We start from the raw sequence: 25,957 nt of genomic DNA on the forward strand, positions 1-25,957 counted from the left end.
CGATGTCCCGCGCTGAAGCACTTCGCAACGCCATGGTCGGCCAGCTCATCGACTGGTGCGTCATCACCGGGGACAGCCCGGTCGCGCACGCGATGCGTCACGTGCCGCGCGACCTGTTCGTGCCCGGCACCGACCTGGAGCGCGCCTACGCCCAGGAGGCTGTGGTCACCCACACCGACGCGGCCGGGACCGCGATCAGCTCCGTCTCCGCGCCCGCCGTGGTGGCCTCCATGCTGGAGCAACTACACCTCCAGCCGGGACAGCGGGTCCTGGAAATCGGTACCGGCCCGGGATACAACGCGCTCCTGCTGGCCGACCTGGTGGGCCCCACCGGCGCCGTCACGACGGTGGAGATCGACCCCCGCGTCGCCGCGGACGCCACCAGGACGCTCGCCGAACTCGGCCCCTCCCATCTGAGCGTGATCTGCGCGGACGGCGACCACGGCTACCCCGCCCACGCCCCCTACGACCGGATCATCGTCACCGCCGGCGCCTGGCAGGTGCCGGCCACCTGGCGGAACCAGCTCGCCCCAGGCGGCCGGATCGTGGTGCCGCTGCGCCTGAACGGACTGACCCGCTCGCTGGCCTTCGAACTCGACGACGATGGCATCTGGCGCAGCCGGTCAGCGGACGAGTGCGGTTTCATCCCCATGCGCGGACACGGTGGTGTGGCCGAACACAACATGCGCATCGGCCCGGCCGGGCAGCCCCTGGTGGTGCTACGCACCGATGACGACCGGGCGATCAACCCCGCCGCCCTGCATGACGCCCTCAACCGCCCCCCGGTCCTGCTGTGGACCGGGGTGAGCGATGCGTGGGGCCAGTGCGAGCATCTGGACCTGTGGCTGGCCGACCTGCCGAGCTTTTGCCGCGTGCTGGTCATGGGCCACGCCACCGCCGCAGGCCTCACGCCGCCGCAGCACAGCTGGGGCAGTATGGGAGCCGCCACCGACACCGCCGTGGCCTACCTCACCCTCCGCCCCCTGGGCGAGGAGGAGTCCGGGGTCGAAATCGGGGTCGCCGCCTACGGCCAGGACGCCGAGTCCCTGGCCCGCCACGTCGCCGACCGCGTGTATGCCTGGCACCACGCAGGCGGCGGCGACGGGCACCTGCTGGTCGAACTCCGCCCGGACAACGACAGCGGCCCCCTCCCGGGTGATGCCCGCCTGACCATCGCCAAAGGCGACCTGCACGTGGTTGTTCGTATCGTCCAGCCCGTCCCCCAGTGATGACCAGGCACCACGTGGCCGCGGGTGAGCCCGCCGGCCTGACGGTGGGCGGCCACGACGTGGCCGAGACGGTGTGTGCGCCCGCGACGGTCTCTTGTCGTCAAGGTCGGCCGGATCATCGCCGCGACGGCCTAGTGAAGGTCAGCAGTCGCTCCTGGCCGGCCTGGTCAGGGACGGCAAGCTGGCTCGGCTGCTGCTCCGCGCGCTGGAGGCGAAGCCGCTGCCCGGGGCGCGCCGATGCGGGACCGGGCGGCCGCCGGGCGGCGGCTGAGCGCTCTGCCCCGCCGCGAGGGCGCGGGGCATTTGCCGGATTTACTTCCCTGAATGGCCGAAACGGGCATTCCTAAGAAAATCCAGGCTGCCCCATTTATCGGAAAACCCGGTCGCGGAGCCCCTTGAGCCATTACCGTGATGAGCGGTCTCAAGTTGATCGCTGATCTTTTCCTGCCGTTCCGTGCGGCGGTATCCGCCTGCTGACAATTCCGTCAGCAGGCGGCTCCCGCTACACGACCCAGCAGGAAGGACTGCTATGGCCGAGACTGTTCCCCCCGCCCCCGGCGGAGGGTCCGATGGTAGATCCTCGAAGGCTCGCGCACTGCTCCGCAAGTTCGGCATCGGCCTAGTGCTACGGCTCCTGGCCGGGCTCGTGATCGAGCTGCTGCGCAGGGCCGCCGAGGGGCGCCCCTGGGATGACCTCCTGTAGTTGCAGGAAGTCACCCCAGGAGCATTGCAGCAGGGGTCTCCCGGTCGCCTTCGCAGGTCTGCACAACCACTTACGCGGAGGAGCCGGGGGGCCCTTGCTCGTCTCAGGAGCACTGAGAGTCCTTACAGTCTGAGACTGTACCTCTTCGAGTTTGAGTTTAAGTGAGTTTACCCAAACTCCCGGAAACTACCGGGATACTCGCCCAAACTCCTGCGATACTAATCCCCAGTTTAGAGCCCTGTCGGGTGCTGATCCCTCGCTAGTAGTCCTCCGTCTTCCGGCCGGAAGTTCTTTCCGAAGTTCGAACTTCGGGAAAAACACCAGAGCGGAACAGCATCTCCAGTCTCAGGCCGGGACTGCTGTACGACGTGCCCCGGATCTGACGGCGATCTTGTGTTTATGCAGGTGGCGCCCAGATTGGAGGGCGAGCGCGTGAGCGCTGCCCGTGCGACCGCACGGGCGGCGACCTGACCCGGTGGGTGCCTGGCCGCCGTCTTCGATCAGCTCCCGGCCTCTGATCCGCCGGCATCCGCGGGACGGCTGGCCCGCCAGGTCGCGCGCACATGCCAGCCGCCGCCGTCTTGCTCGATGACCACGGCCAGCCGCTCCAGATCCGGCCTGCCGGCCGCCTCCCAGTCACCGAGGTGGTCGCGCAGCTTGACCAGTGCGGGCGAGTCCTGCCGGTTGGCCAGCACCTCACCGTCGACGGTGAGGACGGCCGCGTTGTCCGCCGAGGAGAACCCGACGCCGCTGACATAGCCCGGTCCGCCGCTGCCCCAGGTCGTCAGGCTGACGGCCTTCTCGGCGTGTGCCCGTGCCGCCAGGTAGGCGCGGGCGTCCCGCCAGGCGATAGCGGTTTGCGCCTCGTCGTTGCCGAGCGGGTACTTCTCGCGGTGGCCGGGTGAGGTGAGCATGCTCAGTGTCGCCGCGGCCTCGTGCCCCTCGATCTGGCCGCGCCAGGCGACGCTGACGTAGGCGCCGCCGTCGTCCATGGCGTCGTTGTAGAAGATCGGCACGCCCAGGTGCTCGTTGACGACCTGCCCCATATCGACGTACATCGCCGTGCCGATCTGTACGCCGGCGGGGGTTTCGTCCTGGGTGACGACGGCCCGTAGGTGGCCGATCGCACGGGCGACGGGCGCGATGTAGACGGGGCTGGAGATGACGCCGCCGGGCCGGACCTGCTTGAGCCAGGCGCCAGGGATGTGGGTGGGGCTGCACCAGCCCATGACCACGTCGTACGGTGCGAGGTCCGGGACGCCGTCGTGGCCGTCGCCGAACACCACCTCGACCGGGCAGAGCCGCTCGGCGTGCAGGGCACGCGCCCGGGTGACGAGCGCCGGGTCGATGTCCACCGACACGACCTTGCCGGTCGGGCCGACGAGTTCGGCGAGCAACGCCCCGGTGTAGCCGGTGCCGGTGCCGATCTCCAGGATGTGTTTGCCCGTCAGGTCCGCCTCCCCGGCGGCGCGCAGGATGTCGCGCTCGATCGCGGCCTGCGCGGTGGTCTGCGGCGGGCTGCCGTGCACCGGGTGGTGGGTGTAGTGCTGGCGGGGCACGGCCGCCACGGCGGCGGCGAGGGCGTCAGGAGTCATGATTCTTCTTCGTTTTCGCAGGTGAGGTAGGGGGAGCCGACCGACACGGTAGTGCGCAGCGGCCGGTCGAGGCCGGTGGATTCCCCAAGCGGCCCGGGGGCCGTGGTGGTCCAGGCGTGGGAGGCGGCCAGGGTGAAGCGGACGCCGATGCACCAGCGGGTGTGGCGGCCGCGCAGCGTGAGGGCCAGGTACGTTGCGAGGCTGTTTTCCAGGCGGGCGGCGCGTCCCGGCCAGTGGCCGGCCACCCAGTCGCGCGCCGCGGCAAGCCGGTGCACGGCCGTGGCCGCAAACGGGACGCGGCGGTGGTGGTGAACCCGGACGGGCTCGAGTTGCGGCTCGCCGGCTATGCCGAGTCCCTGGCCGGCCTGGTCAAGGCCGGCACGCTGGTCCGGCTGATGCTCCGCGCGGCCGCTCCTTCGCCTTGGTAGGCCGCCCAGAGGGCACCGCGTCGGTAGGTGTCCGCGGTGGCCGCGCACGGCCCGGCCATCGCCGTGACGGCCGGGCGGTGCGCTGTGCTTACTCCCGGGTCCACAGGCCAGCGATGCCGTCCTGGTACTTGCCGTAGAAGGTGTGCAGGGTGGTGGTGAAGCCCCAGTCGTGCAGCATGGTGCGGCTGATCGGGGTGACGTGCGTGGGGTCCATGCTCAGCACGTCCCACACCTCGGGGTTCGGGGTGGTGATGACCAGGCCGCGGGTGGCGTGGGCCTGCATCGCCGTGACCAGCCGGTCCGGGTCGCGTAGGTGCTCCAGGACTTCCAGGCAGGCGAACCAGTCGAACGGCCGGGGAGGGGTCCAGGTCTCCAGGTCCGTGCCGTCCAGCCAGCCGTCCACGGGGACGTACCGGCCGCGCCAGCCGTAGTCCACGCGCAGGCACATGTCCAGCTCCGCCATGCCGGCGCCGACGTCGGCGAGGATGTCGTCGTTGGAGATGCGGGCGCGGGCGCTGAACAGTAGGTGGCAGGCGGCGTCGTAGCGGGCCTTACGCGCCAGGTACGGGGTGCGGGGCCGGTGGATGTACTCCTCGCACCGCTGGATCCGGTCGGCTGCGCTCGCGGTGGTCGTGGTCACGGTGGTCGTGGTCACGGTGTCTCCCGTGGTTACTCGGTGGGGGCGGGCCAGGGCAGGTCCGGCTCGCACGGCGCGGCATAGTCCACGCCGGGCACGGCGAAGCCGTACAGGCGGTGGAGCTCGGCGGTGAACCAGCGGAGGTCGGCGAGGTTGGCGACGTTGTCGGCGGTGACGGCTTCCCACCGTTTGGTCACCTGTTCCTGGATGAGCGGGTGCAGCTCCCACCAGTCCAGGCGCATCCGCCAGCCCGACTCCAGATTGATGTCCTGAAACCCGGTCAGGCGGTCCCACATTTCGGTCATCTGCCGCAGCGGGGACTGCATCTCCTCGTCCAGGAAGCCCCGCAGGAGGCTCGTGTAGAGCGCGATCCCGGGAATCGCGGTGGAAGCCTGGGTGACGGCGGCGCCGGCGACCGCCGTCATGGCGCGGCCTTTGAGCGGGATGAGCTTGTCGTAGAGGACGTTGGCGGTCTCCTCCAGGTGGATCTTCGCCGCGCCGATGGTGCCTTGCCGGTAGATCGGCGCGGTCAGGTGCGAGCCGATGTAGCTCAACGCGAGGGTGGTGAAGCCCTTTTTCAGGAGGTTCCGGCTGATCAGAGCGTCCACCCACAACGCCCAGTCCTCCCCGCCCATGACCTTGATGGTGTCGGCCTGCTCGGCCTCGGTGGCAGGCTCCACCCAGATCTGCTTCAACGCCGGGACCTCACCGCTGAAGTCGAGCGTCTTGGTGACGTAGCCTTCGCCGATGGGCTGGATGACCGACTGGTGGGTGCGGCCGGTGAGGGGATCGGTCCGGCGGGGCGCGGCGATGCTGTAAATCAGGTAGTCGATGCCGCCGAACTTCTCGGCGATCAGGTCCAGGGTTTCCTTCTTGACCTCGTCGGCGAAGGCGTCGCCGTTGATGAACGTCCAGTTACTCCCGGACCGGGCGGCGACGTCGGCGGTGGCGATGGTGCGGTACCAGCCGGCGGTCGCGGTGCGCCGCTCGGTGGCGGGCCGCTCGAAGCACACGCCCACGCCGTCGGCTCCGTAGCGGCGGATCGCGGCGATGGTCGCGGCGAGCCCGTATCCGGCGCTGGAGCCGATGACCAGCACGACGGGGCGGCTTTTCCGGGGGTCGAGGGCCGCTTGGGCGACCTGGTCGCGCATCGTGGTGACGAGCTGGCCGCAGCCGGTGGGGTGGGAGTCGAACAGCAGGAACCCCCGGCCCCGGGGTTCGATGTGGCGTGCCGTCATGATGGGCCTTCCTGGTCGTGCCCCGCGGGTTGCCCCTCACCGGCGAGGCGCTGAATGGTCCGGATGAGGTCGCCGAGGGTGCGTGTCCGGCCGGTTTCCTCATCAGGGATGGTCACCTGGAACTGCTTTTCGAGGCGGCGGGTCAGCTCCAGCAGGGAGAGGCTATCGACGCCGAGGTCCCACAGGGACGATTCGGTGTCGGTGAGGTCGCGTGGCGCACACCCTGTGGCGGTGGCCACGGCGGCGGTGACTTCCTCGGTGATGCGCCGGTCATCCACGGCGGCCTCCGGCGGCCGAGGAGGGGCGGGTGAACAGGGCGTCGGTGGCCACGAACGGCAGCGCCGCCTCCTGCGTGGTGGTGCCGGTGCGCTCTTCGAAGGCGTCGATCAGGAGCGCGCAGGAGCCGCAGAACGACCCGCACGTCATCTGCTCGGTCTCCTTACGGGGGATGACGGCGTGCAGGGCCTTCAGGCCGCCGCCGGCGCGGACCGTGGCGACGTAGTCCGACCGGTTGGTGCGGGCCAGGATGGCGCGCAGCGACTCCCGGAACAGGTTGCCGAAGCCCAGCTTCTCCGGCACGTTGAACGCGGCGCAGGCGTACAGGTCCCCGGAGGCTTTCAGCAGGGCGGTGGGCAGCACGTACGAGCCGACCGTGGGCGCGAAGCAGTCGTAGCAGGAGTCCATCCACCGGGCCACCGACGTGTTGCCGGGCCGGTGGATCGGCGCCTGGTCCTCCAGCCGCTCGTTTTCCAGGTAGACCCGCATCGTGGAGTGGACGCGGTCGTGCGGGAAGTCGCCGTAGGTCTGCTCATACAGCCGCAACAGGTCGTAGATCTTGTGCTCGCGGTCGGTAGGGTCGGCGAGGCTGGAGATCGCGACGTTCAGGTCCCGGTCGGTGTATTCGGTGACCGCGTGGTGGATGATGCGGGCCACGTGCTCCAGCGGCGTGGTCTGCTCTCCGATGGAGAGCATCAGCAGCGGCACGAACAGCTCATTGTCCAGCAGGCCCGCCTGGGTGAGCTGGTCGAACGTCGCACCGCACCGTTTGGCCGAGCCCCAGATGCCGTTCGTGGTGAGCTTGTTGACCTCCACGCCGAAGCCGCGGGCCTGGGACATGAACCGCAGCAAGGCGCGCATCGCGACGAACGGCTCGCCTCCGGTGATCGCCACGCACGGCAGCGCGACGTCGGCGAACTCGCCCAGAAGCAGCTCGATCTGCCGGTCGGTCAGGGACCGGCCGGCCTGGAGCGACAGTGCGCCCATGCCGCAGCTCGGGCAGGAGTCGTTGCATTTCGTCGTCAGCTCGAACTCGATCCGCAGCGGCCGGTACGGTGCGTCGGCCAGGCCGACGTTGTCCCAGCGGGCCCGGATGCGGTCGAACACGTCCGCGGTTTTCACCGCGTATTTCCCGGCGTATGGGGTCACCGGGCCGCGGCCGTCGATGAACGTCGCGGTTCCCTCTTTGATCATCGTTGGTCTCCATGTGAGCGGAGGTCAGGGAGCGTTTCGCGGGCGGCTTGTAGCCGCGTCTGCGCAGGTGGAAAGGTGGTACGGGGGCGTCCCGAGCCAGCTAGGCAAAGACGCCCCCGCCGTGGCCGGGGCGGGCGGGAGACCCGACGTCCCCGCCCGGGTATCCGGCCGGGTGCTACTGCGCGCAGGAGGCTGGGGCGCGGTGATGCGCTGAGACCCGGATCCCAGCGTGCCGCCGCGCGATCATGACACCCCCCTCAAGGGACATCTCGCTCGTGACCACGAGAGCGTGGCGCCCCGCGCGCGCACCCCGGCGGGGTGAAGGGCGGGGCATCTCGCGGCCACGAGGTGGTGCCTGGCGGACCTCACCGGCCGCGCCGGGTGAGGGAGCGGCGGTGGGGGTGAATGAGGCCCGCCAGATCTCGAACTCGGCATCACCCATCAAGGCGTCCAGGTCCGTCGGGGTCGGGGCCTCGACGCTGCGGCACTGGCGGGGGTCGGCCAGGTGCCATGCGGTGAAGGTTCGTCTGTAGAAGCCCCATATGACGAGCCAGCCGGGAAAGCGCTGCTGCTGACGGTCGGCCTCGGCAACGTGGCGGCGGTCATACCGGGGCGGTATCGCGGCCTGCAGGCCCGCTTGCGGGGGGAGAAAGGGATCAGGTGTCATCGAGCGGTCTCCTTCCCTGGGTGGTCCGCCCGGGGTTCCGCGGAAGGTAGGGCCTTGACTGTCCGCCGGGAGCAGGGGGTATCGCCAGTGGCGATTGACGCCCTCATGGGGGGCATCTACGGTCCGGCCAGAGGGCACGGCGTGCCCCTTGTCGGATCTGGCCGGCCGGAGGAGGGTGGGTGCGACCATTTGCGCATGCCCCCCGCGGAGATCTGCCATGCCGACGCACAACGCGCGCTGCGCCGAAGAGATCCGCGCCCGCGCGGTGGCCGCCCACGGCGGCGCGCTGCCGCTTGCGGTGCTGCATGACCTCGCCCGGCAGATCGCGGCCTGCTGCGGGCACAGCCCTCTCAAGAGCGCTCGCCTGGCGCGCGGCTGGACGGTGGCGCAGGCGGTCGCCCAGTTGCTGCAGGCCGGGAAAGCCGCGGGGCTGCCCGAGCGCGGAGTCGAGGTGCGGGCCTGGCGCCGCTGGGAGAACGGCCAGCACCCCGGCGCCGACTACCAGGACCGTCTTGCTCGCCTGTTCCAGAGCGGGCCCGTGCAGCTCGGCTTCGCCGTCGACTACACGCCGCACCCTCCGGAAGGTGGAGGTGATCGTACGAACCGCCGCGACGCGCTGCGCCTAGGCGCGGGTGCCCTTTTGGCGCCGATGCTGGGCGACGCCGAAAGCGAGGCGCGAGAGCTGACCCGCCGCAGTGAGGAAACCGACCTGGGGCCGAGCAGCATCGCCTACCTTCAGCAGGTCATCGACGACTACGGGCGTAACTACTCCCGTTACGGCGCCGAAGAGCTGTGGCAGGCCGCGCGCCGGGATCGCCGCCAGGTCGCTGAGCTGCTCGGGCGGCGCATGACGTTGTCGCAGCGGCAGGAGCTGTACGTCGTGGCGGCGTGGCTGTCGCTGGCCTTGGCGTGGGCGTCCGATGACCGGGGGGACGTCCGGGCGGCGCTGGCCTACGCCGCTGACGCTCGCCACCACGCCGGCGAGGCCGGGCATGCGGAGGCGGTCGCGTGGGGGTGGGATGTGGAGGCCACGACGCTGCTGTACGACGACCAGCCCGTCCCGGCGCTGCGGGCGGCGCAGCAGGGCGCGCTGCTGGCTCCGGCCGGAAGCGCGGCGCAGACCCGCCTGACCGGGCAGCTGGCGCGGATCAACGCCCGGCTCGGCCAGGCGGAGGCGGCCGGTACGGCGCTCACGCTGCTGCGCTCCCAGGCCGAGCGGCACGAACCGTATGCGACCGGCCTCTACAGCGCGGACGCGGTGCGCGCGTGGGGGGTGGCGGCCACCTCGAGCCTGTGGCTCGGCCGAGATGAAGAAGCCCGCGGCTTCGCGAAGCGGGCGGTGGAGGTCTACACGGCGCAGCCGGGGTTGTCACCGACCCGGCGGGCGATCTCCACGCTGGACCTGGGCATCGCCTGCGCACGCCTGGGAGAGCCGGAGCAGGCGGTGGAGTACGGTCTGCAGGCGCTCGCCACGCCCCGGTACGCCTCGGCGATCGTGACGCGCGGGGCGAGCCTGGGGGCGGTGCTGGAGCGCGCTTATCCCGGTGCGCCGCTGGTCACCCGGTTCCGGGAAGAGATGTCCGCGCTTCAGGCGCCGCGAGGCCCGGTCGGGGAGCTGATCTGAGCGGGGCGAGAAAAAACGCGATCTTGGGGCGTGTCGCCGCCCTGCCCGTGGCGGAGCTCTGCGCACGCTTCGGCCTTGGGACCGCCCGGCGTCTGACTCCGCTCACCACCGGGCTGATGAACGGCACCTGGCGCCTGGACACCACGTCCGGGAGCGTCGCCGTCAAAGAGATCACCGACGCCGACGCCGCGCAGAGCGCATTCCAGCACCGCGTCACCGCGGCGCTGGCCGAGGCGGGGCTCCCGGTCCCCCGCCCGCGGCTCACCACCGACGGGCGCAGCGTCCTGATCCTCCAGGGACGATTGTTCTCCGTCGTACCGTGGGTGCGCGGCCGGCACCTGCCCGGCCGGAGTTGGAGTGTGAAACAGTGCCGATGCGCCGGGACGCTGCTGGGCCGCATCCATCTGTCCCTGGCCGCGACGCTGCCCGACGGCCTCGCTCCGATCCGCCCCCGGCTCCCTCACCTCGCCGAGGCTCAGACCGACCTCGACCGCTATGAGGCACTGGTCCGCGGCCGCGCGCCGCAGGACGCCTTCGACCGGCTCGCCTGCGCCCACCTCGACGCCCGGCGCGCGCTGCTGGAGCGCTTCGGGCATCTGCGGCCCGACGACAGCGCCGAGCTGGAACCGGCCGGGTACGTCCACGGGGACTTTCACCATCTGAACGTGCTGTGGGACGACGGCGGCGGCCAGGTGACGGCGGTCGTGGACTGGGACCGCCTCGGGCGGCGCGCCTACGCCTACGAGCTGGCGCGCGCGGCCGCGGTGATGTTCGCCGCGCCGTCCGGGGCGCTCGACGTGACCCGGGTGGCGGCCTTCGCCTCCGCCTACCGCACCGTCGTCGCGGTCACCGACGAACAAGTCGTGAGCGCGGTGCGCTGCCTTTGGTGGGATCAGCTGTGCGACCTGTGGCACCTGCGGAGGCACTATGCCCGATCCGACACCTCATGTGATCACCTGTTCGCTTCCTCCTGCGCCCTGCTGCAGTGGTGGAGCAACCACCTGAACGTGGTGGAACAGGCCTTCATCGTGCACTGATCGGCGCCCCGCCCTGAGGCCATCGCCGCATCCAGCCGGTCGACGGCCGGTCTTTCGCAGATGCCCGAACAAGGGCCACGGCGCGAGCCCGTGACACGAAGGACGGCCCGTCTGTCCGGCATCCCGGCCGGGAGGTTGCCTTCCCAGGCCGCGGGTGACCTGGCCGGGTTACGGTCAGGGCTATGACCATGGACGAGTCCCCGGCGGTGCCTCTGGACCCGTATGCGGCGACGCTGGCTCGCAAGTGGATGGCCGCGACGGTTGTGCTGCGCGACGCCGCCGGGCGGGTACTGCTGGTCGATCCGACCTACAAGCCGCTGTTCGAGCTGCCCGGCGGGGTGGTCGAGGCCAGCGAACCGCCCCGGGTCGCCGCCCGCCGGGAGGTGCTTGAGGAGCTTGGTCTCGACCGGCCGGTGGGGCGGCTGCTGGGGGCGGACTGGGTGCCGCCCAGGCCCGGGTGGCCGGACGGGATGATCCTGGTCTACGACGGCGGCGTGCTCACCGGTGAGGAGATCGCCGCGATCAGGGTGCCGCCGCAGGAACTGGCCGGGTGGATGTTCGCGGCGCCGGACCAGCTGGCGGCGCTGTTGCCCGGGAGGCTGGCCCGGCGGGTCATCGCGTGCCTGAGCGCTCTGGAGGCCCAGACGGTGGCCTGCCTGCAGGACGGCCACCCGGCTCCGTGAGCCGGTGCTCCTCAGAAGGCTCGTGCGGCTTCGCCGGTCCGGGTGCAACCGGGAAAAGGGCGGCGCCCGGACGCCGTTGCGGGTGACGAGGCGGCACAACATGCCGGGCCGGTGGCGGGGGTGAGCATCCGGGGAGCGGTTCACGCTCGCTGGCGCAGGTGGTCGATGCGGGCGAGCACGTCGTCCACGTGCGGGCGCACCTGGGTCCTCATCTCCTGGCTCCAGACCTCGTCCTGATAGTGGCAGGTGAGGTACAGGTTCCTGGCGTGCTCCAGCACGGGACGGTGTTCCGGCGGCAGGTGGGCCATGGCCCAGTCCGCGGCGGCGTCCTTGGTTTTGATCTCGCCCGTGGCGAGGGTGGTCCAGACGCGGGCGAGGGTCAGCAGGACGTTGCGGGTGTCGTCGTCCAGGTCGGCCAGGAGGTCGGGGATTCCCGCGACGCTCGCCCGGACGAGGTCGGCGTGCGGCACCGGGTCCAGGAGCTCGGCGGGAGACGGACCGTTCAGGGGATGGTCGCCGGCCAGGACCACCGTGAGAACCAAGGCCAGGTCCGGCATCGGGCCGGGCTGCGAAGGCCCGCCCGTCTGGAATTCGTCGCGCAGCCACTCGCCGTAGAGGAAGTCCCCGATCGGCGGGAACCGCCAGGGGCGGACCTCGGACTGGACGACGACAGTGAGTTCAACCGGCCGGACGGCGGGTGTGAGGCCGGAGATCTCCAGCAAGCCCTCAACAAGCGCCCGCCGCTCCCGCCCGTCAAGACTCCGCCGCGTGACGGCCAGGACGTCCAGGTCGCTGGCCGGAGCGAGACTCCCGAGCACGGCGGAGCCGTGGAGATACGTCCCCAGGAGCTCCGGCCCCACGACGTCGCGGACGAGGCAGACGGTCTGCTCAAGCTGATCCATCGCATCAGTATCGGACACGCCTGCTCACCGGCCATGCCTGCTCAACGACGCTCCGCTTCGGCTACATGCGCTCCAAGCTGCTGGCGTTCATCCCCTGCTGCTGCCGGCAGCGATCGCCGGTGACCGCGCGGGCCACCTACGCCGATGGTGTGAACCTCCCGGGTGCGCCTTTCCGGCATCGTTCATGATGTCGCAATGATGGCTTGGCCAGGCCGGCGAGGGTGACCGTGGACATCGACGGCGTGCTGGTCCAGACCCACTCCGGCAAGCAGGACGCCGCCGCGACCGGGAAGAAGACCGTCGGCCGCCACCCGCTGGTCGCGTTCGTCGACCACGGTCCGGGTGGCTCCGGGGAGCCGGGCCCGGCATCACCTGTGAGATCACCCCTCTGGTCGGCACGTACACCGATCCCCAGCGCGTGATCTGCTACATCAGCAGCGATGAGGCCCGCCGGGAGTTCACCATCGTGCTGCGCGCCCGGCCCGTCGCCGGCGAACCCGCACCAAGCGACGAGCCCCGCGAAGTCCGTTGGGTGCCTGGCGACGAGATCGACTCCCTGACCATGGGCCGGTCGATGCGCCTGCGAATCCGGCGCTACCTGGCTGGTACGGCCGAAGGTCTGTACATCGGATGACCTATCCATGTCCGGCACGGCGCCCGCGAAGCAAGAGCCGTGCCGTCGAACGGGAAAACGGCGGCACCAGGATTTCGTCGCGACGGGCTATGCGACCTTGCCGGACGGGGCGGTCCAGGTGTTGCACGACTTGGGGTCGCCGGTGGAGTAGCCCCGGTTGAACCAGTAGGCCAGGTTGACGCCCTTGCCGAATATGTCGATCTTGCTCTTGCCCGCCCCGGCCTTCGCCAGCTCCGCCAGGCGTTTGGCGTCCTTGGCGGGGTAGCCCAGAGCGGGCCATAGGCTCTTGGCGGTCACTCCGCTGATGCACTGCGCCTGCAGGTTGTAACGGCGAAGCTGTTCGGACATCTCAGTGCCGTCATCGGCGTGTAGGGCGTTGTAGGCCTCGGCGATGTCGACCATGTTCAGCACGTGCTCGCCGTATGCCGAGCTCAGCTGCGCGAAAATCTGAACATCGTCGGACGCCTTGAGCCAGTCAGAACGAATCTGCACGATGAAGTTGGCGTGTCCCCCGCAGTAGAAGACCGCTGATTTCTTCGGGTTCAGCGTCCGCCCCCGGCAGTCCGACGTGTACTTGCCCGTCATCTCCACCAGGGTCGGGACGAACTGCAGATTGGCTTCCTTGAGATAGGAACCCCACGTGTCGTTCAGGCAGGAGATGACCGCGTTGACGTGCTTCGTGACCGAGGCCATCGTCTTTCCCTTGGCGGGTTTCTTCGCACATGCCGCCTCGGGGAGCTTGCCTGCGGTGTAGAGAGAGTTGTTGGTCAAGTCCGGGGCATCGCTGACCGGATATGCGTAGGCGCTGGTCATACCTGAGGAGAGCAGGGCGAATGCCCCGGCAGCCACCATGATCGCACGAATCTTCATGGTGATGAACATTAGGGCATACGCCTAGAAATGGTAGGCGTTTTACATATGCCCCCTTCCCCTGCCGCACAAATGGGCAACGTGGACTGCATCATCTCCGGGGCGCTCACTGATTCCACGGCATGACGTTGTGGCCTGCTGAGCGAGAACGCTGGAGGTTACAGGCCGCTGGCGTGGTCGAAGGCGGACAGCAGGCACACCGGTTCTCCACCGGACGAACGACCTTGACCTCCAGGCCCTGGTCCGCTCGGCTTGTCCCGGGTCGACGGCAGAGGGGGTGATCAGTTTCCACCTCAGCCATCGATAGGCCGACGCGATAGGCGCACTCTTCGGGATCATTTCGGAGCCGGAGTGCCCCTGCCGGAGGCCATGCCCGGGCAGATCATGACCAGTACGGTGCGGCTGTGGCTGATTTCGAGATGTGGGCGCGCCTGTCGCTGTGGGAGCAGGCGGATCTTCTGGTGAACACCGCCGAGATCGTGATCGATCGTCCTGCCGGTTCGACCCATCCCACGGTGAGGAGCTTCGTCTATCCCCTCGACTACGGCTTCCTGAGGGACACACAAGGAGGGGACGGTGAGGGAATCGATGTGTGGGTCGGTTCGGCGGCTGCCCCGGTCGTGTCCGCCGTGGCCTGCACGGTGGATCTGGTGAAGCGGAACTCCGAGGTCAAGTTCCTGTGGCAGTGCTCACCAGAGGAGATCGCGATGGTGGAGCGCTTCTACGCGCCGCAGCCCCAAGCCGCGGTGATGGTCCGGCGCCCGAGCTGAGGAGTCGAGCGGCGGAGCGCCGGGGGCCGGTGCGGGCTTCCGCCGGGCGGCGCCTCACGGCGTCGGCACACGCCGGCTCCGCCTTCCTGCTCGGGGCACCGAACCCTCACCCGGTCTTCTCCACTACGTGGACGCCCCGCGAATGACGGGGCCCCTCTGTGCTGTTCAGGGGTTAGGCGCGCTTCCACCGCCACCGGGTGTCGCCACTGGCCTTCCAGCACTTATAGCGCCTGTTGGTGACCTTGGCGTAGCCGTACTTCCCGCGGGCGGCCGACGGGCAGAACGCGCCGGGCGTGATGCACCGCCACACATAGCCGTCGCGCCGGTAGGTGCAGGCCGCGCTGAGGCCGACGGCGGCGGCCGGCGCCTGGACCGTGATGGCGGAGGCGTGCAGGGCGGCGGCCGGGACGACCAGGACCGACCCGGCCAGGGCGGCGGATACGAGCAGACGTCTGATCAAGGAGCACTCCCGATCTGGGGGATGTGACGCATGTGAGACGACCATCAGGTGCGCCTGGTTGGCCGGTGAACGGCACGAGGTTGGTGCCCCAGGACCGGCCGCGCTCATCCCCCTTGAAGGCGGGGCTGGTCAGTGGGTGGCGAGGTCGCACAGGAGCGCGTCGACGGCGGGGAGGATCAGACGCGATCTGCGTCCCCCTCCTCACGGTGGCCTCACTGAACGGTGCGGCGGCGAGTCGCATTCCGATCTTGACGCTGATCCGGCCGCATGATCAAAAGGAGGTACCGGTCCGTCCCGTCGCAAGGACGGTCGATGCCGGCAACGCGGGTCACTCCAAGGAGGAAAGACCGCTATGGGTGTTGGGAAGGGCGGGCGCCTGGTTGCGCTCGCATCACTGGGTGCGCTGGCGGCGGCGCTGGTACCGGTAGGAGGGATGGCCACCGCTTCGTCGGCCGCGCCGCAGGTTCACGCCTGCGTCAGCAAGATCACCCGCGTCGCCCGGATCGTCGACCCCGGGACCGAGTGCCTCGTGACCGAGGTCGCCGTCCAGTGGGGTGCCGAAGGACCGGCCGGGCCCCAGGGACCAGCGGGGTCTGCTGGAGCGCAGGGCGAGCAGGGACCCCAGGGCGACACCGGTCCCGCCGGCCCCCGAGGCGAGGCGGGGGAGACCGGTCCGCAAGGACCCAAGGGTGAGGCAGGAGCAACCGGCCCGCAGGGCGCACAAGGACCGCAAGGGCCGCAAGGACCCAAGGGTGAGAAGGGGGATCCGGGAGGGGTGAGGGGGGCCCAGGTCAAGGAGGCTCCCTTCACCGGTGGTTCCGGCGGCGTCATGTGCGACCCCGGGCAGTCCGCGATCGGCGGCGGCTACAAGATCAACAATGGTGCGGGGCAGGCATACCAGAGCCTTCCCGTCTTCGGAGTGTCCAAGGAACCACGCGGCTGGGAAATCGGGGCCACCGGATCAGCCAGCGGAACCATCTACGTCATCTGCGTTCCCTGGAGCTGACCGCCAGGCAGGACCTCCGACTCTTGACATCCCGAGCACCGCGAAGGCCCTCACCGCGCTCCGGTGAGAGTCTTCGCCGGCTCGGTGCGGGATGAGCGGGCCCGACCCGGCGTCCTCCCGGTATTGAGCAGGCGGCCGCGAAACGATCATCTGTAATTTGAGAGTCGATCGACAAACCCCTGCTCCGACCGCACGTCACACCAACTCGTGAACATCCCGGAGATGAGCACCTACCGTGGGAGCCGTCGGCGCTGACGAAGCGCACCGGAGGGAAGAAGCGCATGAGCGAGCGAGCCATCGCATACGTGCAGAGCCTTGGCCTGACTGATCGCACTGCCGAGCGCGTGTTCCTGCTGTTGGCCGAACGCACCAGGGCCGACGAGCAGTCGCCGGTGATGGGATTGCAGCTACGCGAGGTCGACATCCCGGATCTGGCGGCCCGCGCCGGGATGGACACCCAGCAGTTCCGAGACCTGCTGCGCGCACTGAAGACCATGGTGCGGATGGACGTGCTCGAACACGACGGCGGGTGGGAGATCGTCTACGGGCCCGCGTACACCACGCCCCAGCCTCCGTCGCCGGCGCGGACTGGCCCGGTGGGCATCGGCGCCATCCAACCGTTCACGATGCCCGGCTGGGACGACTACAGCACCTGGGGCCAGGAGGAGGGTCTGGGGCACCTGTATGCCCAGCTGTATCGCAACGGCGACAACCCCGGCGCCGCACCGCGCATCTGGATCACCCCGCCCCGCTATCTCGTCCAGACCATCGACGAACTGGCCGCGGCCATCGCCAGCGCTATCACCCCCTACGCGGGGGGCTGCGTTCCACCGGAAGCGATCAAGAGGTGGTTGACACCGCAGCCGCCCGCCCGCCCGCCGCACCTGGCAACAGAGCCCCGCGGGCAACGATCGTCTGGGACGGGCCCGTCCGCGCCGTACACCCGAATCCGCCCGCCGCACTGGGGCGAGCGCACCTGACGCTGCAGCCAGTGGAAGGCGGCCCCACGCGCACGCCGCCGTGGCCCTGGCCGACGCTGAGACCGGCCGATCATTGATCATCTCTCCCCGACCCCCGAAGGAAGACACTGTGCTCGATCTGGAAGGACAGATCCACCGCATCTGGAACCCCGACGTGCGTCCCTTGATGGAGGAGGCGTTGCGCTGCTACCACGCCGGCGCCTTTCGCGCCGGCATCGGGCAGACGTGGATCTCCGTCGTGGCTGACCTGACCGAAAAGATCGTCCGCCTGGCCGACGAAGGAGAGGGCGCCGCCAAAGCGTTCCACCGCCAGCTGGAAATCTCCCAAGGCGTAGGTCTGGCCGCTGACGGTGTCACTGCCATGCAGAACCTCGAGCGCGGCATTCTGGATACCGCGGCCAAGCTGGAGCTCATCGACACCATCACCGCCCGCGAACTCGAGCGGCTCCGCCAAGACCGGCACCTGTGCGTACATCCGTCCCTGCGCCGCCTCGGTGAGACCTACCAGCCGCTGCCCGAAAGCGCTCGTGCGCACATGGCGATCGCCCTGGACTCCTTGCTCATCCACCCGCCCACCCAGGGCCGTAAAGTCCTCGACGACTTCATGGCCCACGTGGCCGAGCCGCTGTTTTCCGCCAGCCCGGCCTACCTGAAGGCGACCTTCTTCACCCGAGTCCGGCCCACGGCCCGGCGCAAGATCGTTGACCTGGCGGCCAAACACGCCTTGTCCGAACTCCCCGCACCGTTGGAGATCTCCCCCGCTGTGCTGGCCGACCGCATGGCGGTGTGCTTACGCGCCTTCACCACCAGCGACGCGGCCATGGTGGCGTCCGCGCTGAAGAAATCCCTAGACCGGCTGAGCACAGCCGATGGGCAACAGCAGCTACGAACCGCTGCCCGCTTGGCCGAACTCGACGCTTTCTGGGACCTGCTGGATGAGCCACTCACCGACCGGCTCGATGAGTTGATCACCGGCCTGGCCCCCACCTCCCCCTGGGAGGACTTGCCGCCGGACAGCGCCGAAGCCCTGTCGATGGTGCGCCTGGCCCAGGCGCGTGCCGCACTGCCCCGGCTGGAGTCCACCTTCACCGCCTTGCCCACCAAAAACCGCGCCCAGGTCATGGACCGCCACCTCGTGCCCTACTTCACCCCCTACGTGCCCGGCCTGCTGGCGCAGGCGCCTGGATGGCGAGATTCGGAGCAAATCGCCCGCCTCGCGGTGGTTCCCTACGGGCCTTTGATGTCGATTGAACTCCTGCAGGAGGCGCTGTCCGCCTGGGCGGCCAATGTTGACTGCCGCACCGCGGGTGCGATGCGCGCTCTGGCGGTGGAGCTGTATCGCGCCACCGGTCACCTGCGCCCGGCCGATCGGGAAGTGTGGACGACCTTCCTCGAGGAGGTTCGCGCGCTGGAGCCGGAGCCGAGCCTGTATCGCTACACCGAACTCGAGGCCGAAATGGAGAAGGGGTGAGCGACGAATCACACCCTCCTTCCGCGATGATCCGCTTGGCGCGGCCGGGAGATGGGGCGCAGGTGGAGGCGTTGGCTCAGGTCGCGCTCGGCGCCGACAGCGCGGTGCCGGCCACGCCGGGAGCATTCGCCGCGGCGATCGACCGCCACGGCGGCCGTCTGGTGCTGCCGCACGGCACAGGATCGGTGCTGGTGGCCTGCGCTTCCGCAGCCCCCGGCGACCCACCACTCGGGCTGGCCTACACCTGCCCGCCAGTGCGGCTGATCGACCAGTACGCCGAGTTCGGCCCCAGCGGGCAGCGACGCCTGGCCGGTGCGCTGGCCGAACTCGAACTACTCGCCGTCGCCGCTTGCGCCCGCGGCGCAGGTGTCGGCACCGCCCTCCTCGCCGCCGCAGAAGAGCAGCTGCGCTCGGCCGGATGCCGCCTGGTATTCGCCAAAGTCCGCTCCGCCGACGGGCCGGTGCTGCGCTGGTATCGCCGCCGCGGCTACCTGCCGGCCGCTCCCGGCGAGCCGGTCACCCTCGACGTCGACGGAAACCGGATCGTCTTCGACGACGGCGGCGACGGCCACCGCCTGACGGTCAAACCCCTGGCATCCGATGCGCGGATCCGCCGCGCCTTCGCCCCCGGCGGCACCTATCTCGCCGTACTCGCCGCCCCGCACGAACACCGCCCGCTCCCCCATTGACGCCCACAGTCCCCGGCGCGAAACTCGCCACCGCCGCTGCGCAGATAAGGCCGCCGCCGTCGCACCGGCGGGTCCGGCCGCGGTCATGGAGTCGCTGGTGGCCACCTCGTGGGAAGGGTTCGGCGAGCTGCTGGCCACAATCCAGACGGGCCTGCCGGTGGGGCACACCAGATGGGACGGGATGGTTGCCGTACTGGCCAGCTACCAGAAATGGAAGAACGGCAACCGCGACCAAGCCGCCCAGGCGGCCGACGAGATCGACGGGCCACTCGGAGAGGGGCTGCGCGCCTGGTACACCCACTTGCGGGCCCGCGCCGACGTGCCGGTGGTGACCCCAAGGACCTCTCCATCAGGGAGAGGTCCTGGCTAGGCGCAGCGGTGCCTGGGGGGCGGTTCGGGTGCGAAATCCGCTTCCTTACTATCAGCTTTTCTTTTAGTTGTGTTTACTTGTAACGTCATAGGTGGCTTGACCTAGAATCGGCGATCATGCGTGATGACGACACCTCCACAGGAGTGCACCGGCCACGCCGTGCTGCAACAGCTGAACCACTACGCCGCAGCCGAGCCCGCGGCCGAGGACGCCACTATCGCCAAGACGCTAGCTCTAGCGCCGCTGTCGATGCGGCCGAGCAGCGAGAAGCTGGTCGTTCGCAGAGCCTGCCACCGCTGCCCACCGCAATCGCCTCACCGAAACGCACGTCACCCCGCCGACTGCCCCCACCGATCACCCGATCCGTCCGGCCCCGACCAGCCGCATCCTCCGCTATCAGCCGGGCCGCCGGCACCTCCAGCGGGGACCGAACCGCCCTACCCCGGACCCACCGAGCTGCTGCCGCTGCCGTGAAGGAGGACAACGGTGACACCCCTGGATCATGAACCGCCCCGTCCCCGGGGCCGTCACCATCGACCCGACCCCCTCCCCCCGCGCGACCGCCAGCTGCGGCGGGACGGCGGCTCACAGATCTGGCCTCCGCCGTATCTCCACGCCCCCGACCAGGAGCCGACCGTCGTACTGCCTGCTGTCGGGACCTCGGTAAAGAACTCTGCCGCGCCACCGCCGGTGCAGCGCCTGGCCCGAGCGGCTCACACAGCCCGGGCCGTCCTGGCCGAAGTCGACACCCTGCTCGGCCGGTCGGCCTAGTGTCGCCTGCCGCCCGTTTCGGCCGTCAGGTGCGCCAGGTCGACCTGGTTGTCGGCCCACAGCCGCTCAGGGGCGGTGTCGTCGCCACGGGGATCTCGGGCGCGCAGCAGGCAGCAGATCAGCGCATGCAGCTGCGTGCCGATCGGGTGGCGAAGGTGGATGGCCGTGGTGAGGTGGCGCCGGTAGCTGTAGCTGATCAGGTAGGGCCGCTCCGCCAGGTCCTCCACCGTCTGCGGCCGGCCCTGCTGCCTGAATTCCGGCGCATAGTAAGCCTGAGTGAACTCCACCACCTGCTGCGCCAGAGCAGTCTCCACGTCACTGATCCGACGGTGCGGGCCGCAGTGACGACACCGCGGGATTCCCTGCACACCGCGTGCCGATGCCGCGGCATCCCGCAGATGCATCATCGTCATCTCCACCGGATGCCCCAGGGTCAGCCCTCGAACGGCGGCGGGGGCGCCCTGTAAGGGCAATTCGGTGGAGACGTAGGCCGCTACCGGGATGTCGCGGTGTTCCTGCAGGGCGGCAATATGCGGCCGAGCCTCCTCATCGGAGAAAACCTCCTGATAGGCCGCGCAGATCCCCTCCAGGTCGAACAGTTCCCCGTAGGTCTCTGGTCGGCCGGCAACGACGCACTCGTGACCAGGGTGATGGGGATCGGGTTCACGCTCATAGACCAGCGTCGTGAGGCCGACCGCGATACGCCAGGTGAGCACGTCGCCCGCCGGCAGAGCGAACGTCGCGTACGGCAGTTGCCTAGCCACCAGGGCCCAGCTGCGCCACGTGTTGATGTAGCGGTCGCGGTCGGCACCGTACGGCGTTGGCTCGTGCTGAAGCGACAACCCTTCGCCGAGGATGAGGTTCCAAGGACTCAGCAGGTCGCTGGTCGGTGCGCTCACCGCACTTTCGACTTCTTGCCAGCGCCACAGCAGATGTCCGTTCCAGTACGCCGCTCCTTCTTCGACCCCGGATTCGGCTGGACGGTAGTGAATGGCGTACTTTTCTTCGCCCCGAGTGGCCGAAGAGCGCGTGGAAGCGGCCGGGCTGGGGCGGTTTGAAATGCGGGCGGCCCGACTGGATCCGCGCTCCCGGGCCGGTGTGGCTCCAGTCACGGTAGCTCCTTTGCTTATGAGATGACCGTCAACGCCTGTCAACTTTGCCCCGATGTCGAGCAGGAAGCTCATATTGACGGCGGTTGGGTTGCAATGTCCGTGTAGCACCCTCGCGTATTGGCATGCGCATCGGAATAGACGCAGTGCACCCATCTAAGTGTTAGTGGATGCGTCTGGCCGTTTAAGGGAGGTTTTGGTAATACGTCTTACTGAATATGACGGCACGCACCCAGCCCGTTGCTCTGCGGAGAGGGGGTGTGAGGGAGGGGCAGCCCTCGGGCGAACATGAACTCTTTTCGGAGATCAGGACCGGCGAACAGGCCGCCGGGAGGTGGTCGCCGGGTCAGGCGCTCAGATCGCAGGACGCCGGGGAGGCGGCGTCCCGCTCTAGTGCAGAAAGCATCATTGTCGGCACTTGTGGGGGCATTGTGCCTCTTCCCAAAGATCCTTTCGGCTCCTACCTTCATCTCCTAGATGCCCAAGCGAGGACCAAAGGAGGCCATATGTCCAATTCAGGGGCCATGCTTGCACCGCAGGACGAAGGGCTGGCCCGCGATGACTACGCTCTGCAACGTGTCCCGGCTTCAGCCCGATACGGCTGGATGACCATCGCCGTCCAGCGATTCGGCATGCTCAGCGCCCTGTCCCAATTCCTTTTAGGCGCCACCCTCGGGATGGGCATGCGCTTTTGGGAGGCGGTACTGGCCATCACCCTCGGTACCGTCATTTTGGAAGTCGTGGCTATCGCAATCGGAATCGCAGGTGTGCGAGAGGGCCTGTCGACGACCCTGCTGGCCCGCTGGACAGGTTTCGGCCGCTACGGCGCGGGCGTCGTCGGTGTCGTCATCACCACCTCTTTGCTCGGCTGGTTCGGCGTCCAATCGGCAGTACTGGGGGCCGGCCTGGCCTCTCTCCTCGGCGGTCCACCGGTATGGCTGTGGTCGGTCATTGCGGGACTGATCATCACCGCCATCGTGATGCACGGCTTCGCCGGCATGGCTTGGACGGCCTGGATCACCGTGCCGGCCTTCCTTGCCCTCACCGGCTGGGCGATCGCGGTGGAGCTGTCCAAGCAGTCCCTCGGCGCCCTGGTCGCCTCCGCTCCGCCCGGGCCATCGCTCGGTCTGGCCGAAGGAGCCACCCTGGTCGCCGGCGGCTTCATCATCGGCGCGATCATCTCCCCGGACATGACTCGTTTCAATCGCAGTGCCGCCGACGTGGTGAAGCAGACCGTGGTCGGGATGACGCTGGGAGAATACGTCATCGCTTTGGTCGGGGTGCTTTTAGCGCATGCGCTACGCACTGGTGACGTTCTGGCCATCGTCACCACCACTTCTGGAGTGATCGGTACCATCGTGCTCGTCACCGCCACCTTGAAGATCAACGACTGGAATCTGTACGCCGCCTCCCTGGGCATGGCCAACGTCTTGCATACCGCTTTTGGCTTGCGACCGGGACGCGTGTTGATCACCGTCGTCCTCGGCGCGGTGGGCACCGCCCTGGCCGCTGCTGGAATCATGAATCACCTCATCGACTTCTTCATCCTCCTCGGTGTCGCGATGCCACCGGTCGCCGGAATCATGGTCGCCGAGTACTACGTGGTACGCCGCTGGCGCCCGGAGCTCGAGGCATCCGCCGCCACAGGCGACCTCCCCTCTGCTACGCCCGACTGGGTGCCGGTCACGCTGGTGATCTGGCTGGGTGCCGCACTGATCGGCAAGTACCTCGCCTGGGGCATCCCTGCGCTCAACGCGCTGGTGGCTGCCTTCGTGGCCTATGTGATCGCGGGCAAGCTCGGCTTGACCGATTTCCCCCGCCGGCATCCGGCCGAGCCAGCCTGAACTCCTTGCCTTCGCTCCCTATCAACAGCACCTTCAGTAGACATAGGAGCACCAACCGTGCGTGTTGGGATCGATGTGGGCGGCACCCACACCGATGCGGTTCTCATGACCGACGCCGAAATTTTGGCCGAGGTCAAAACAGCGACCACGTCAGATGTCACCAGCGGAGTGGTTACCGCTCTGCAGCAACTGCTGACCTCCAGCGGCATCGACCACAGCCAGATCACAGCCGTGATGATCGGTACGACTCATTTCACGAACGCACTCGTCACCGGCCGGCGCCTGGCGCGCACCGCGGTGGTGCGGCTGGCACTGCCCGCCACTTCCGGACTGCCTCCCATGGTGAACTGGCCCGGTCGGCTCTACCAGGTCATCAACCCGAGCATTCACATGTGCCATGGCGGAAACGAACTCGACGGTCGCCCGATCTCTCCTTTACGGCGAGATGAGCTGCTGCGCGTGGCGGAGGAACTGCACACCCACGACATCGGCACGGTGGCGATCAGTTCGGTTTTCTCTCCCGTCAACGCGCGTCTGGAGGAGGAGGCCGCCGACATCCTTCTCGCTGAGCTGCCCCACCTGCACATCAGCATGTCCCACCAGATCGGCCGAATTGGACTGCTGGAACGTGAGAACGCCACAGTGATCAACGCATGCCTGCGGGATCTGGCCGATGAGATCGTCGACGGCTTCATCGAGGCACTGCATACCGTCGGAGTGATCGCTCCTTTGTACCTGTCGCAAAACGACGGCACTCTCATGGACGCCGAGTACACCCGGCGTTATCCGGTGCGCACGTTCGCTTCAGGGCCGACCAACTCCATGCGCGGTGCTGCGTTCCTGGCCGGCAACCTCGACTGCGCGGTGGTCGACATCGGCGGTACCACCACTGATGTCGGAGTGCTGAATGGCGGTTACCCACGCCAGGCCACCGGTGAAGCCGACATTGGGGGCGTGAGGACCAACTTCCGCATGCCGGATGTGCTGTCGATCGGCCTGGGCGGCGGCAGCCGGGTCACCACCGCGCCAGTCCTGGCCGTGGGGCCCGACAGCGTGGGTTATGAGCTGACCAATCAGGCATTGGTCTTCGGAGGAGACCAACTCACCGCCTCCGACATCGCAGTCGCCGCGGGCATGGCCGACATGGGCGACTCGGCGCTGGTACGGCATCTGAACCCGAGTATGGTTCGGCGTGTCGTCGACTTGATGGCTGACCAGGTCGCCGAACTCGTCGAGCGGATGCGCGTGTCTGCCCAACCGCTGCCCGTGGTCGTGGTCGGCGGCGGCAGCGTGCTCGTGCCCGAGACCCTGCCCGGAGGGTTGGCAGTGCACCGGCCCGAGCACTACGCGGTGGCCAACGCTATCGGCGCTGCGGTCGGTCAAGTCGGTGGTTCCGTCGACCGCGTGTTCACCATCGGTGCCCGCACGCGCGAGCAACTGCTAGACGAGGCTCGAGAAGAGGCGATGCGGATCGCTGTTTCTGCAGGAGCCGCTTCCGACAGCGTCAAGATCGTCGATGTCAACGAGGCCCCTGTGGCTTACCTGCCCGGCGGTGTGCGCATACAGGTTCACGCCGTCGGTGATCTCGAACACACCCCCGCTGGCCAGGCGTAAGGAAAGGATCAACCATGGGATTCGACTTGACCATGGACAATCTGCACGATCTGGCCGACGGTGCGGCGTTGCTCGGCACCGGCGGAGGTGGCGATCCCTACATCGGCCGGTTGCTGGTAGAAGAGCAGCTACGGCGGACCGGCCGCCCCGTACGGGTGGTCAGCGCCGAAGCGCTGGCCGATGACGCGCTGGTGGTGGCCACAGCGATGATGGGAGCACCTACGATCTTCGTGGAGAAGCTACCCTCTCCGCAGCCCGCAGTGGCTGCGCTGCGCGCCCTGGAACGCCACGTGGGACGCACCGTGGATGCGGTGATGCCGATTGAGTGCGGCGGCCTGAATTCGATGATGCCTTTCGTCGTGGCCGCCCAACTCGGACTGCCAGTCGTTGATGCCGACGGGATGGGACGGGCCTTTCCGGAACTGCAGATGGTCACCTGGAACGTCCTGGGTATCTCCGGCTCCCCCATGGGCATCGCATCCGATCACGGTGAGACTAGTGTCCTTGAGACCGTGCAGAACGAGCGCATGGAATGGCTGGCTCGCGGGCTGACCATCCGGATGGGCGGTGCCGCTTATACCGCCAATTTCCTGATGGACGCGGCCACCGTCCGGCGCACCGCGGTGCCCGGCACGCTCAGCTTGGCCCTGAAGATCGGGGTCGCCCTGCGCAGGGCCCGCATCGATCACCGAGATCCGTTCGCCGTACTGACGCAGACCCTGGCCGACACGTTCTACTCACATGGACGGACGCTCTTTCGGGGCAAGGTGATCGACGTCGACCGCAAGACTGTCGAGGGGTTCACCCGTGGTCAGGTCACCTTGGTTGGCCTCGACGACAGAGACGATCAAATGATCATCACCTACCAGAACGAGCACCTCATAGCCCGCCACAACGGACGAGTCGCGGCGATCGTGCCCGACCTGATCTGCACGCTCAACAGCGAAACCGGCCAGCCGGTCAACACCGAAGCGCTCGCATACGGTCAGCGCATCACCGTGTACGGGATCTCCACCCCCGAGATCATGCGTACCGACGCCGCGCTGAAGTGCTTCGGCCCAACCGCGTTCGGGCTGAACGAACGCTATGTCCCTATCGAACAACTCGCCGCCGCGGCCGAGGCCGAATCTCTGACCCAAGCCAGCCAGTAAAACTG

The 25,957-nt window shown here is 68.6% G+C and carries 27 protein-coding genes and 1 pseudogene; 17 read left to right on the plus strand and 11 right to left on the minus strand.

Annotation, left to right across the window (positions count from 1 at the left end; translation table 11 throughout):
- Positions 1–2: 2 nt before the first annotated feature.
- Together fxlM and AB0D67_RS30615 are read left to right on the plus strand one after the other, a co-directional pair.
- Positions 3–1,229, plus strand: coding sequence for a methyltransferase, FxLD system (gene fxlM / locus AB0D67_RS30610; RefSeq protein ID WP_362943724.1), 1,227 nt, complete (start codon positions 3–5; stop codon positions 1,227–1,229).
- A 529-nt stretch (positions 1,230–1,758) separates the two neighbouring features.
- Positions 1,759–1,932, plus strand: coding sequence for a hypothetical protein (locus tag AB0D67_RS30615; RefSeq protein WP_362943727.1), 174 nt, complete (start codon positions 1,759–1,761; stop codon positions 1,930–1,932).
- A gap of 500 nt (positions 1,933–2,432) precedes the next feature.
- Here AB0D67_RS30615 and AB0D67_RS30620 read toward each other — a convergent pair whose 3' ends face one another.
- Together AB0D67_RS30620 and AB0D67_RS30625 are read right to left on the minus strand one after the other, a co-directional pair.
- Positions 2,433–3,527, minus strand: coding sequence for a methyltransferase domain-containing protein (locus AB0D67_RS30620; protein WP_362943730.1), 1,095 nt, complete (start codon positions 3,525–3,527; stop codon positions 2,433–2,435).
- Complete coding sequence (locus AB0D67_RS30625; protein WP_362943836.1) at positions 3,524–3,874, minus strand: lasso peptide biosynthesis B2 protein; 351 nt, start codon at positions 3,872–3,874, stop codon at positions 3,524–3,526. The genes AB0D67_RS30620 and AB0D67_RS30625 overlap by 4 nt, the downstream gene beginning before the upstream one ends.
- Between AB0D67_RS30625 and AB0D67_RS30630 the strand changes: the two genes are divergently transcribed.
- On the plus strand, positions 3,830–3,955 hold the full coding sequence (locus AB0D67_RS30630) for a hypothetical protein (protein ID WP_362943840.1): 126 nt from the start codon (positions 3,830–3,832) through the stop codon (positions 3,953–3,955). The two genes, AB0D67_RS30625 and AB0D67_RS30630, sit on opposite strands and share 45 nt — an antisense overlap.
- 88 nt (positions 3,956–4,043) lie before the next feature.
- Here AB0D67_RS30630 and AB0D67_RS30635 read toward each other — a convergent pair whose 3' ends face one another.
- From AB0D67_RS30635 to AB0D67_RS30650, 4 genes are read right to left on the minus strand one after another with little or no spacing between them, the layout of a single operon-like run.
- Entirely contained in the window at positions 4,044–4,610 is a 567-nt protein-coding gene (locus tag AB0D67_RS30635) for a hypothetical protein (RefSeq protein ID WP_362943734.1), read from the minus strand.
- A gap of 14 nt (positions 4,611–4,624) precedes the next feature.
- Positions 4,625–5,830 (minus strand): enoyl-[acyl-carrier-protein] reductase FabV, encoded by a 1,206-nt coding sequence (fabV, locus tag AB0D67_RS30640; protein ID WP_362943737.1) that lies wholly within the window; start codon positions 5,828–5,830, stop codon positions 4,625–4,627.
- Positions 5,827–6,108, minus strand: a complete 282-nt coding sequence (locus tag AB0D67_RS30645; RefSeq protein WP_362943740.1) for a phosphopantetheine-binding protein — start codon at positions 6,106–6,108, stop codon at positions 5,827–5,829. The genes fabV and AB0D67_RS30645 overlap by 4 nt, the downstream gene beginning before the upstream one ends.
- Positions 6,101–7,300, minus strand: a complete 1,200-nt coding sequence (locus tag AB0D67_RS30650) for a hypothetical protein (protein ID WP_362943743.1) — start codon at positions 7,298–7,300, stop codon at positions 6,101–6,103. Before AB0D67_RS30650 ends, AB0D67_RS30645 begins: the two co-directional genes overlap by 8 nt.
- Positions 7,301–8,184: 884 nt before the next feature.
- Between AB0D67_RS30650 and AB0D67_RS30655 the strand changes: the two genes are divergently transcribed.
- From AB0D67_RS30655 to AB0D67_RS30665, 3 genes are all read left to right on the plus strand, one after another.
- Positions 8,185–9,591, plus strand: a complete 1,407-nt coding sequence (locus AB0D67_RS30655) for a tetratricopeptide repeat protein (RefSeq protein ID WP_362943746.1) — start codon at positions 8,185–8,187, stop codon at positions 9,589–9,591.
- Positions 9,592–9,638: 47 nt separating this feature from the next.
- Positions 9,639–10,628: a phosphotransferase gene (locus AB0D67_RS30660; protein WP_362943838.1), complete on the plus strand. Its 990-nt coding sequence runs from the start codon at positions 9,639–9,641 to the stop codon at positions 10,626–10,628.
- A gap of 182 nt (positions 10,629–10,810) precedes the next feature.
- Positions 10,811–11,311 carry an NUDIX hydrolase gene (locus AB0D67_RS30665; protein WP_362943749.1) on the plus strand — a complete coding sequence of 167 codons (501 nt, stop codon included), beginning with the start codon at positions 10,811–10,813 and terminating at the stop codon, positions 11,309–11,311.
- A gap of 140 nt (positions 11,312–11,451) precedes the next feature.
- Here the strand turns inward: AB0D67_RS30665 and AB0D67_RS30670 are convergent, their stop codons facing one another.
- Positions 11,452–12,213, minus strand: a complete 762-nt coding sequence (locus tag AB0D67_RS30670; protein ID WP_362943752.1) for an aminoglycoside adenylyltransferase family protein — start codon at positions 12,211–12,213, stop codon at positions 11,452–11,454.
- A 218-nt stretch (positions 12,214–12,431) separates the two neighbouring features.
- Here AB0D67_RS30670 and AB0D67_RS30675 point away from each other — a divergent pair.
- Together AB0D67_RS30675 and AB0D67_RS30680 are read left to right on the plus strand one after the other, a co-directional pair.
- Positions 12,432–12,572, plus strand: a pseudogene (locus AB0D67_RS30675) (IS1380 family transposase); the annotation flags it as partial.
- A 59-nt stretch (positions 12,573–12,631) separates the two neighbouring features.
- Entirely contained in the window at positions 12,632–12,847 is a 216-nt protein-coding gene (locus AB0D67_RS30680; protein ID WP_362943755.1) for a hypothetical protein, read from the plus strand.
- A gap of 87 nt (positions 12,848–12,934) precedes the next feature.
- On the opposite strand, the gene AB0D67_RS30685 is transcribed toward AB0D67_RS30680, so the two are convergent.
- Positions 12,935–13,729, minus strand: coding sequence for a neutral zinc metallopeptidase (locus tag AB0D67_RS30685; RefSeq protein ID WP_362943758.1), 795 nt, complete (start codon positions 13,727–13,729; stop codon positions 12,935–12,937).
- Between the two features lie 392 nt (positions 13,730–14,121).
- Here AB0D67_RS30685 and AB0D67_RS30690 point away from each other — a divergent pair, with 392 nt between their 5' ends.
- The gene (locus tag AB0D67_RS30690) at positions 14,122–14,487 is read left to right on the plus strand and encodes a hypothetical protein (protein ID WP_362943761.1); all 366 of its coding nucleotides are present in this window, start codon (positions 14,122–14,124) and stop codon (positions 14,485–14,487) included.
- A 172-nt stretch (positions 14,488–14,659) separates the two neighbouring features.
- Here the strand turns inward: AB0D67_RS30690 and AB0D67_RS30695 are convergent, their stop codons facing one another.
- On the minus strand, positions 14,660–14,947 hold the full coding sequence (locus AB0D67_RS30695; RefSeq protein ID WP_362943764.1) for a hypothetical protein: 288 nt from the start codon (positions 14,945–14,947) through the stop codon (positions 14,660–14,662).
- A gap of 391 nt (positions 14,948–15,338) precedes the next feature.
- Positions 15,339–15,626: a hypothetical protein gene (locus tag AB0D67_RS30700; RefSeq protein WP_362943767.1), complete on the minus strand. Its 288-nt coding sequence runs from the start codon at positions 15,624–15,626 to the stop codon at positions 15,339–15,341.
- A 96-nt stretch (positions 15,627–15,722) separates the two neighbouring features.
- Between AB0D67_RS30700 and AB0D67_RS30705 the strand changes: the two genes are divergently transcribed.
- The 5 genes from AB0D67_RS30705 (at position 15,723) to AB0D67_RS30725 (ending at position 19,463) form a co-directional block, all read left to right on the plus strand.
- Positions 15,723–15,953, plus strand: a complete 231-nt coding sequence (locus AB0D67_RS30705; RefSeq protein ID WP_362943770.1) for a hypothetical protein — start codon at positions 15,723–15,725, stop codon at positions 15,951–15,953.
- A gap of 281 nt (positions 15,954–16,234) precedes the next feature.
- Positions 16,235–16,933, plus strand: a complete 699-nt coding sequence (locus tag AB0D67_RS30710) for a hypothetical protein (RefSeq protein WP_362943773.1) — start codon at positions 16,235–16,237, stop codon at positions 16,931–16,933.
- A 109-nt stretch (positions 16,934–17,042) separates the two neighbouring features.
- The gene (locus AB0D67_RS30715) at positions 17,043–18,404 is read left to right on the plus strand and encodes a hypothetical protein (RefSeq protein ID WP_362943776.1); all 1,362 of its coding nucleotides are present in this window, start codon (positions 17,043–17,045) and stop codon (positions 18,402–18,404) included.
- A complete protein-coding gene (locus AB0D67_RS30720) occupies positions 18,401–19,093 on the plus strand; it encodes a GNAT family N-acetyltransferase (protein WP_362943779.1) in 693 nt (230 codons plus the stop codon). Before AB0D67_RS30715 ends, AB0D67_RS30720 begins: the two co-directional genes overlap by 4 nt.
- An 85-nt stretch (positions 19,094–19,178) precedes the next feature.
- Positions 19,179–19,463, plus strand: coding sequence for a hypothetical protein (locus tag AB0D67_RS30725; protein WP_362943782.1), 285 nt, complete (start codon positions 19,179–19,181; stop codon positions 19,461–19,463).
- Between the two features lie 767 nt (positions 19,464–20,230).
- On the opposite strand, the gene AB0D67_RS30730 is transcribed toward AB0D67_RS30725, so the two are convergent.
- Positions 20,231–21,346 carry a hypothetical protein gene (locus AB0D67_RS30730; RefSeq protein ID WP_362943786.1) on the minus strand — a complete coding sequence of 372 codons (1,116 nt, stop codon included), beginning with the start codon at positions 21,344–21,346 and terminating at the stop codon, positions 20,231–20,233.
- Positions 21,347–21,849: 503 nt separating this feature from the next.
- On the opposite strand from AB0D67_RS30730, the gene AB0D67_RS30735 reads away from it, so the two are divergent.
- The 3 genes from AB0D67_RS30735 to AB0D67_RS30745 are packed head-to-tail and all read left to right on the plus strand — an operon-like array spanning position 21,850 to position 25,952.
- Positions 21,850–23,187 carry a cytosine permease gene (locus tag AB0D67_RS30735; RefSeq protein ID WP_362943789.1) on the plus strand — a complete coding sequence of 446 codons (1,338 nt, stop codon included), beginning with the start codon at positions 21,850–21,852 and terminating at the stop codon, positions 23,185–23,187.
- A 57-nt stretch (positions 23,188–23,244) separates the two neighbouring features.
- Positions 23,245–24,801 carry a hydantoinase/oxoprolinase family protein gene (locus tag AB0D67_RS30740; protein ID WP_362943792.1) on the plus strand — a complete coding sequence of 519 codons (1,557 nt, stop codon included), beginning with the start codon at positions 23,245–23,247 and terminating at the stop codon, positions 24,799–24,801.
- Positions 24,802–24,815: 14 nt separating this feature from the next.
- On the plus strand, positions 24,816–25,952 hold the full coding sequence (locus tag AB0D67_RS30745) for a DUF917 domain-containing protein (RefSeq protein WP_362943795.1): 1,137 nt from the start codon (positions 24,816–24,818) through the stop codon (positions 25,950–25,952).
- The last annotated feature ends 5 nt before the right edge of the window (positions 25,953–25,957 follow it).

It is taken from the genome of Streptosporangium sp. NPDC048047 (assembly GCF_040653115.1).
Classification (GTDB): Bacteria; Actinomycetota; Actinomycetes; order Streptosporangiales; family Streptosporangiaceae; genus Streptosporangium.

Bases quoted from the DNA above. Each gene is read 5' to 3' on its own strand.
- fxlM (WP_362943724.1), top strand. From the start codon at position 3: ATGTCCCGCGCTGAAGCACTTCGCAACGCCATGGTCGGCCAGCTCATC.
- AB0D67_RS30615 (WP_362943727.1), top strand. From the start codon at position 1,759: ATGGCCGAGACTGTTCCCCCCGCCCCCGGCGGAGGGTCCGATGGTAGA.
- AB0D67_RS30620 (WP_362943730.1), bottom strand. From the start codon at position 3,527: ATGACTCCTGACGCCCTCGCCGCCGCCGTGGCGGCCGTGCCCCGCCAG.
- fabV (WP_362943737.1), bottom strand. From the start codon at position 5,830: ATGACGGCACGCCACATCGAACCCCGGGGCCGGGGGTTCCTGCTGTTC.
- AB0D67_RS30650 (WP_362943743.1), bottom strand. From the start codon at position 7,300: ATGATCAAAGAGGGAACCGCGACGTTCATCGACGGCCGCGGCCCGGTG.
- AB0D67_RS30655 (WP_362943746.1), top strand. From the start codon at position 8,185: ATGCCGACGCACAACGCGCGCTGCGCCGAAGAGATCCGCGCCCGCGCG.
- AB0D67_RS30665 (WP_362943749.1), top strand. From the start codon at position 10,811: ATGACCATGGACGAGTCCCCGGCGGTGCCTCTGGACCCGTATGCGGCG.
- AB0D67_RS30670 (WP_362943752.1), bottom strand. From the start codon at position 12,213: ATGGATCAGCTTGAGCAGACCGTCTGCCTCGTCCGCGACGTCGTGGGG.
- AB0D67_RS30685 (WP_362943758.1), bottom strand. From the start codon at position 13,729: ATGTTCATCACCATGAAGATTCGTGCGATCATGGTGGCTGCCGGGGCA.
- AB0D67_RS30710 (WP_362943773.1), top strand. From the start codon at position 16,235: ATGAGCGAGCGAGCCATCGCATACGTGCAGAGCCTTGGCCTGACTGAT.
- AB0D67_RS30725 (WP_362943782.1), top strand. From the start codon at position 19,179: ATGGAGTCGCTGGTGGCCACCTCGTGGGAAGGGTTCGGCGAGCTGCTG.
- AB0D67_RS30735 (WP_362943789.1), top strand. From the start codon at position 21,850: ATGTCCAATTCAGGGGCCATGCTTGCACCGCAGGACGAAGGGCTGGCC.
- AB0D67_RS30745 (WP_362943795.1), top strand. From the start codon at position 24,816: ATGGGATTCGACTTGACCATGGACAATCTGCACGATCTGGCCGACGGT.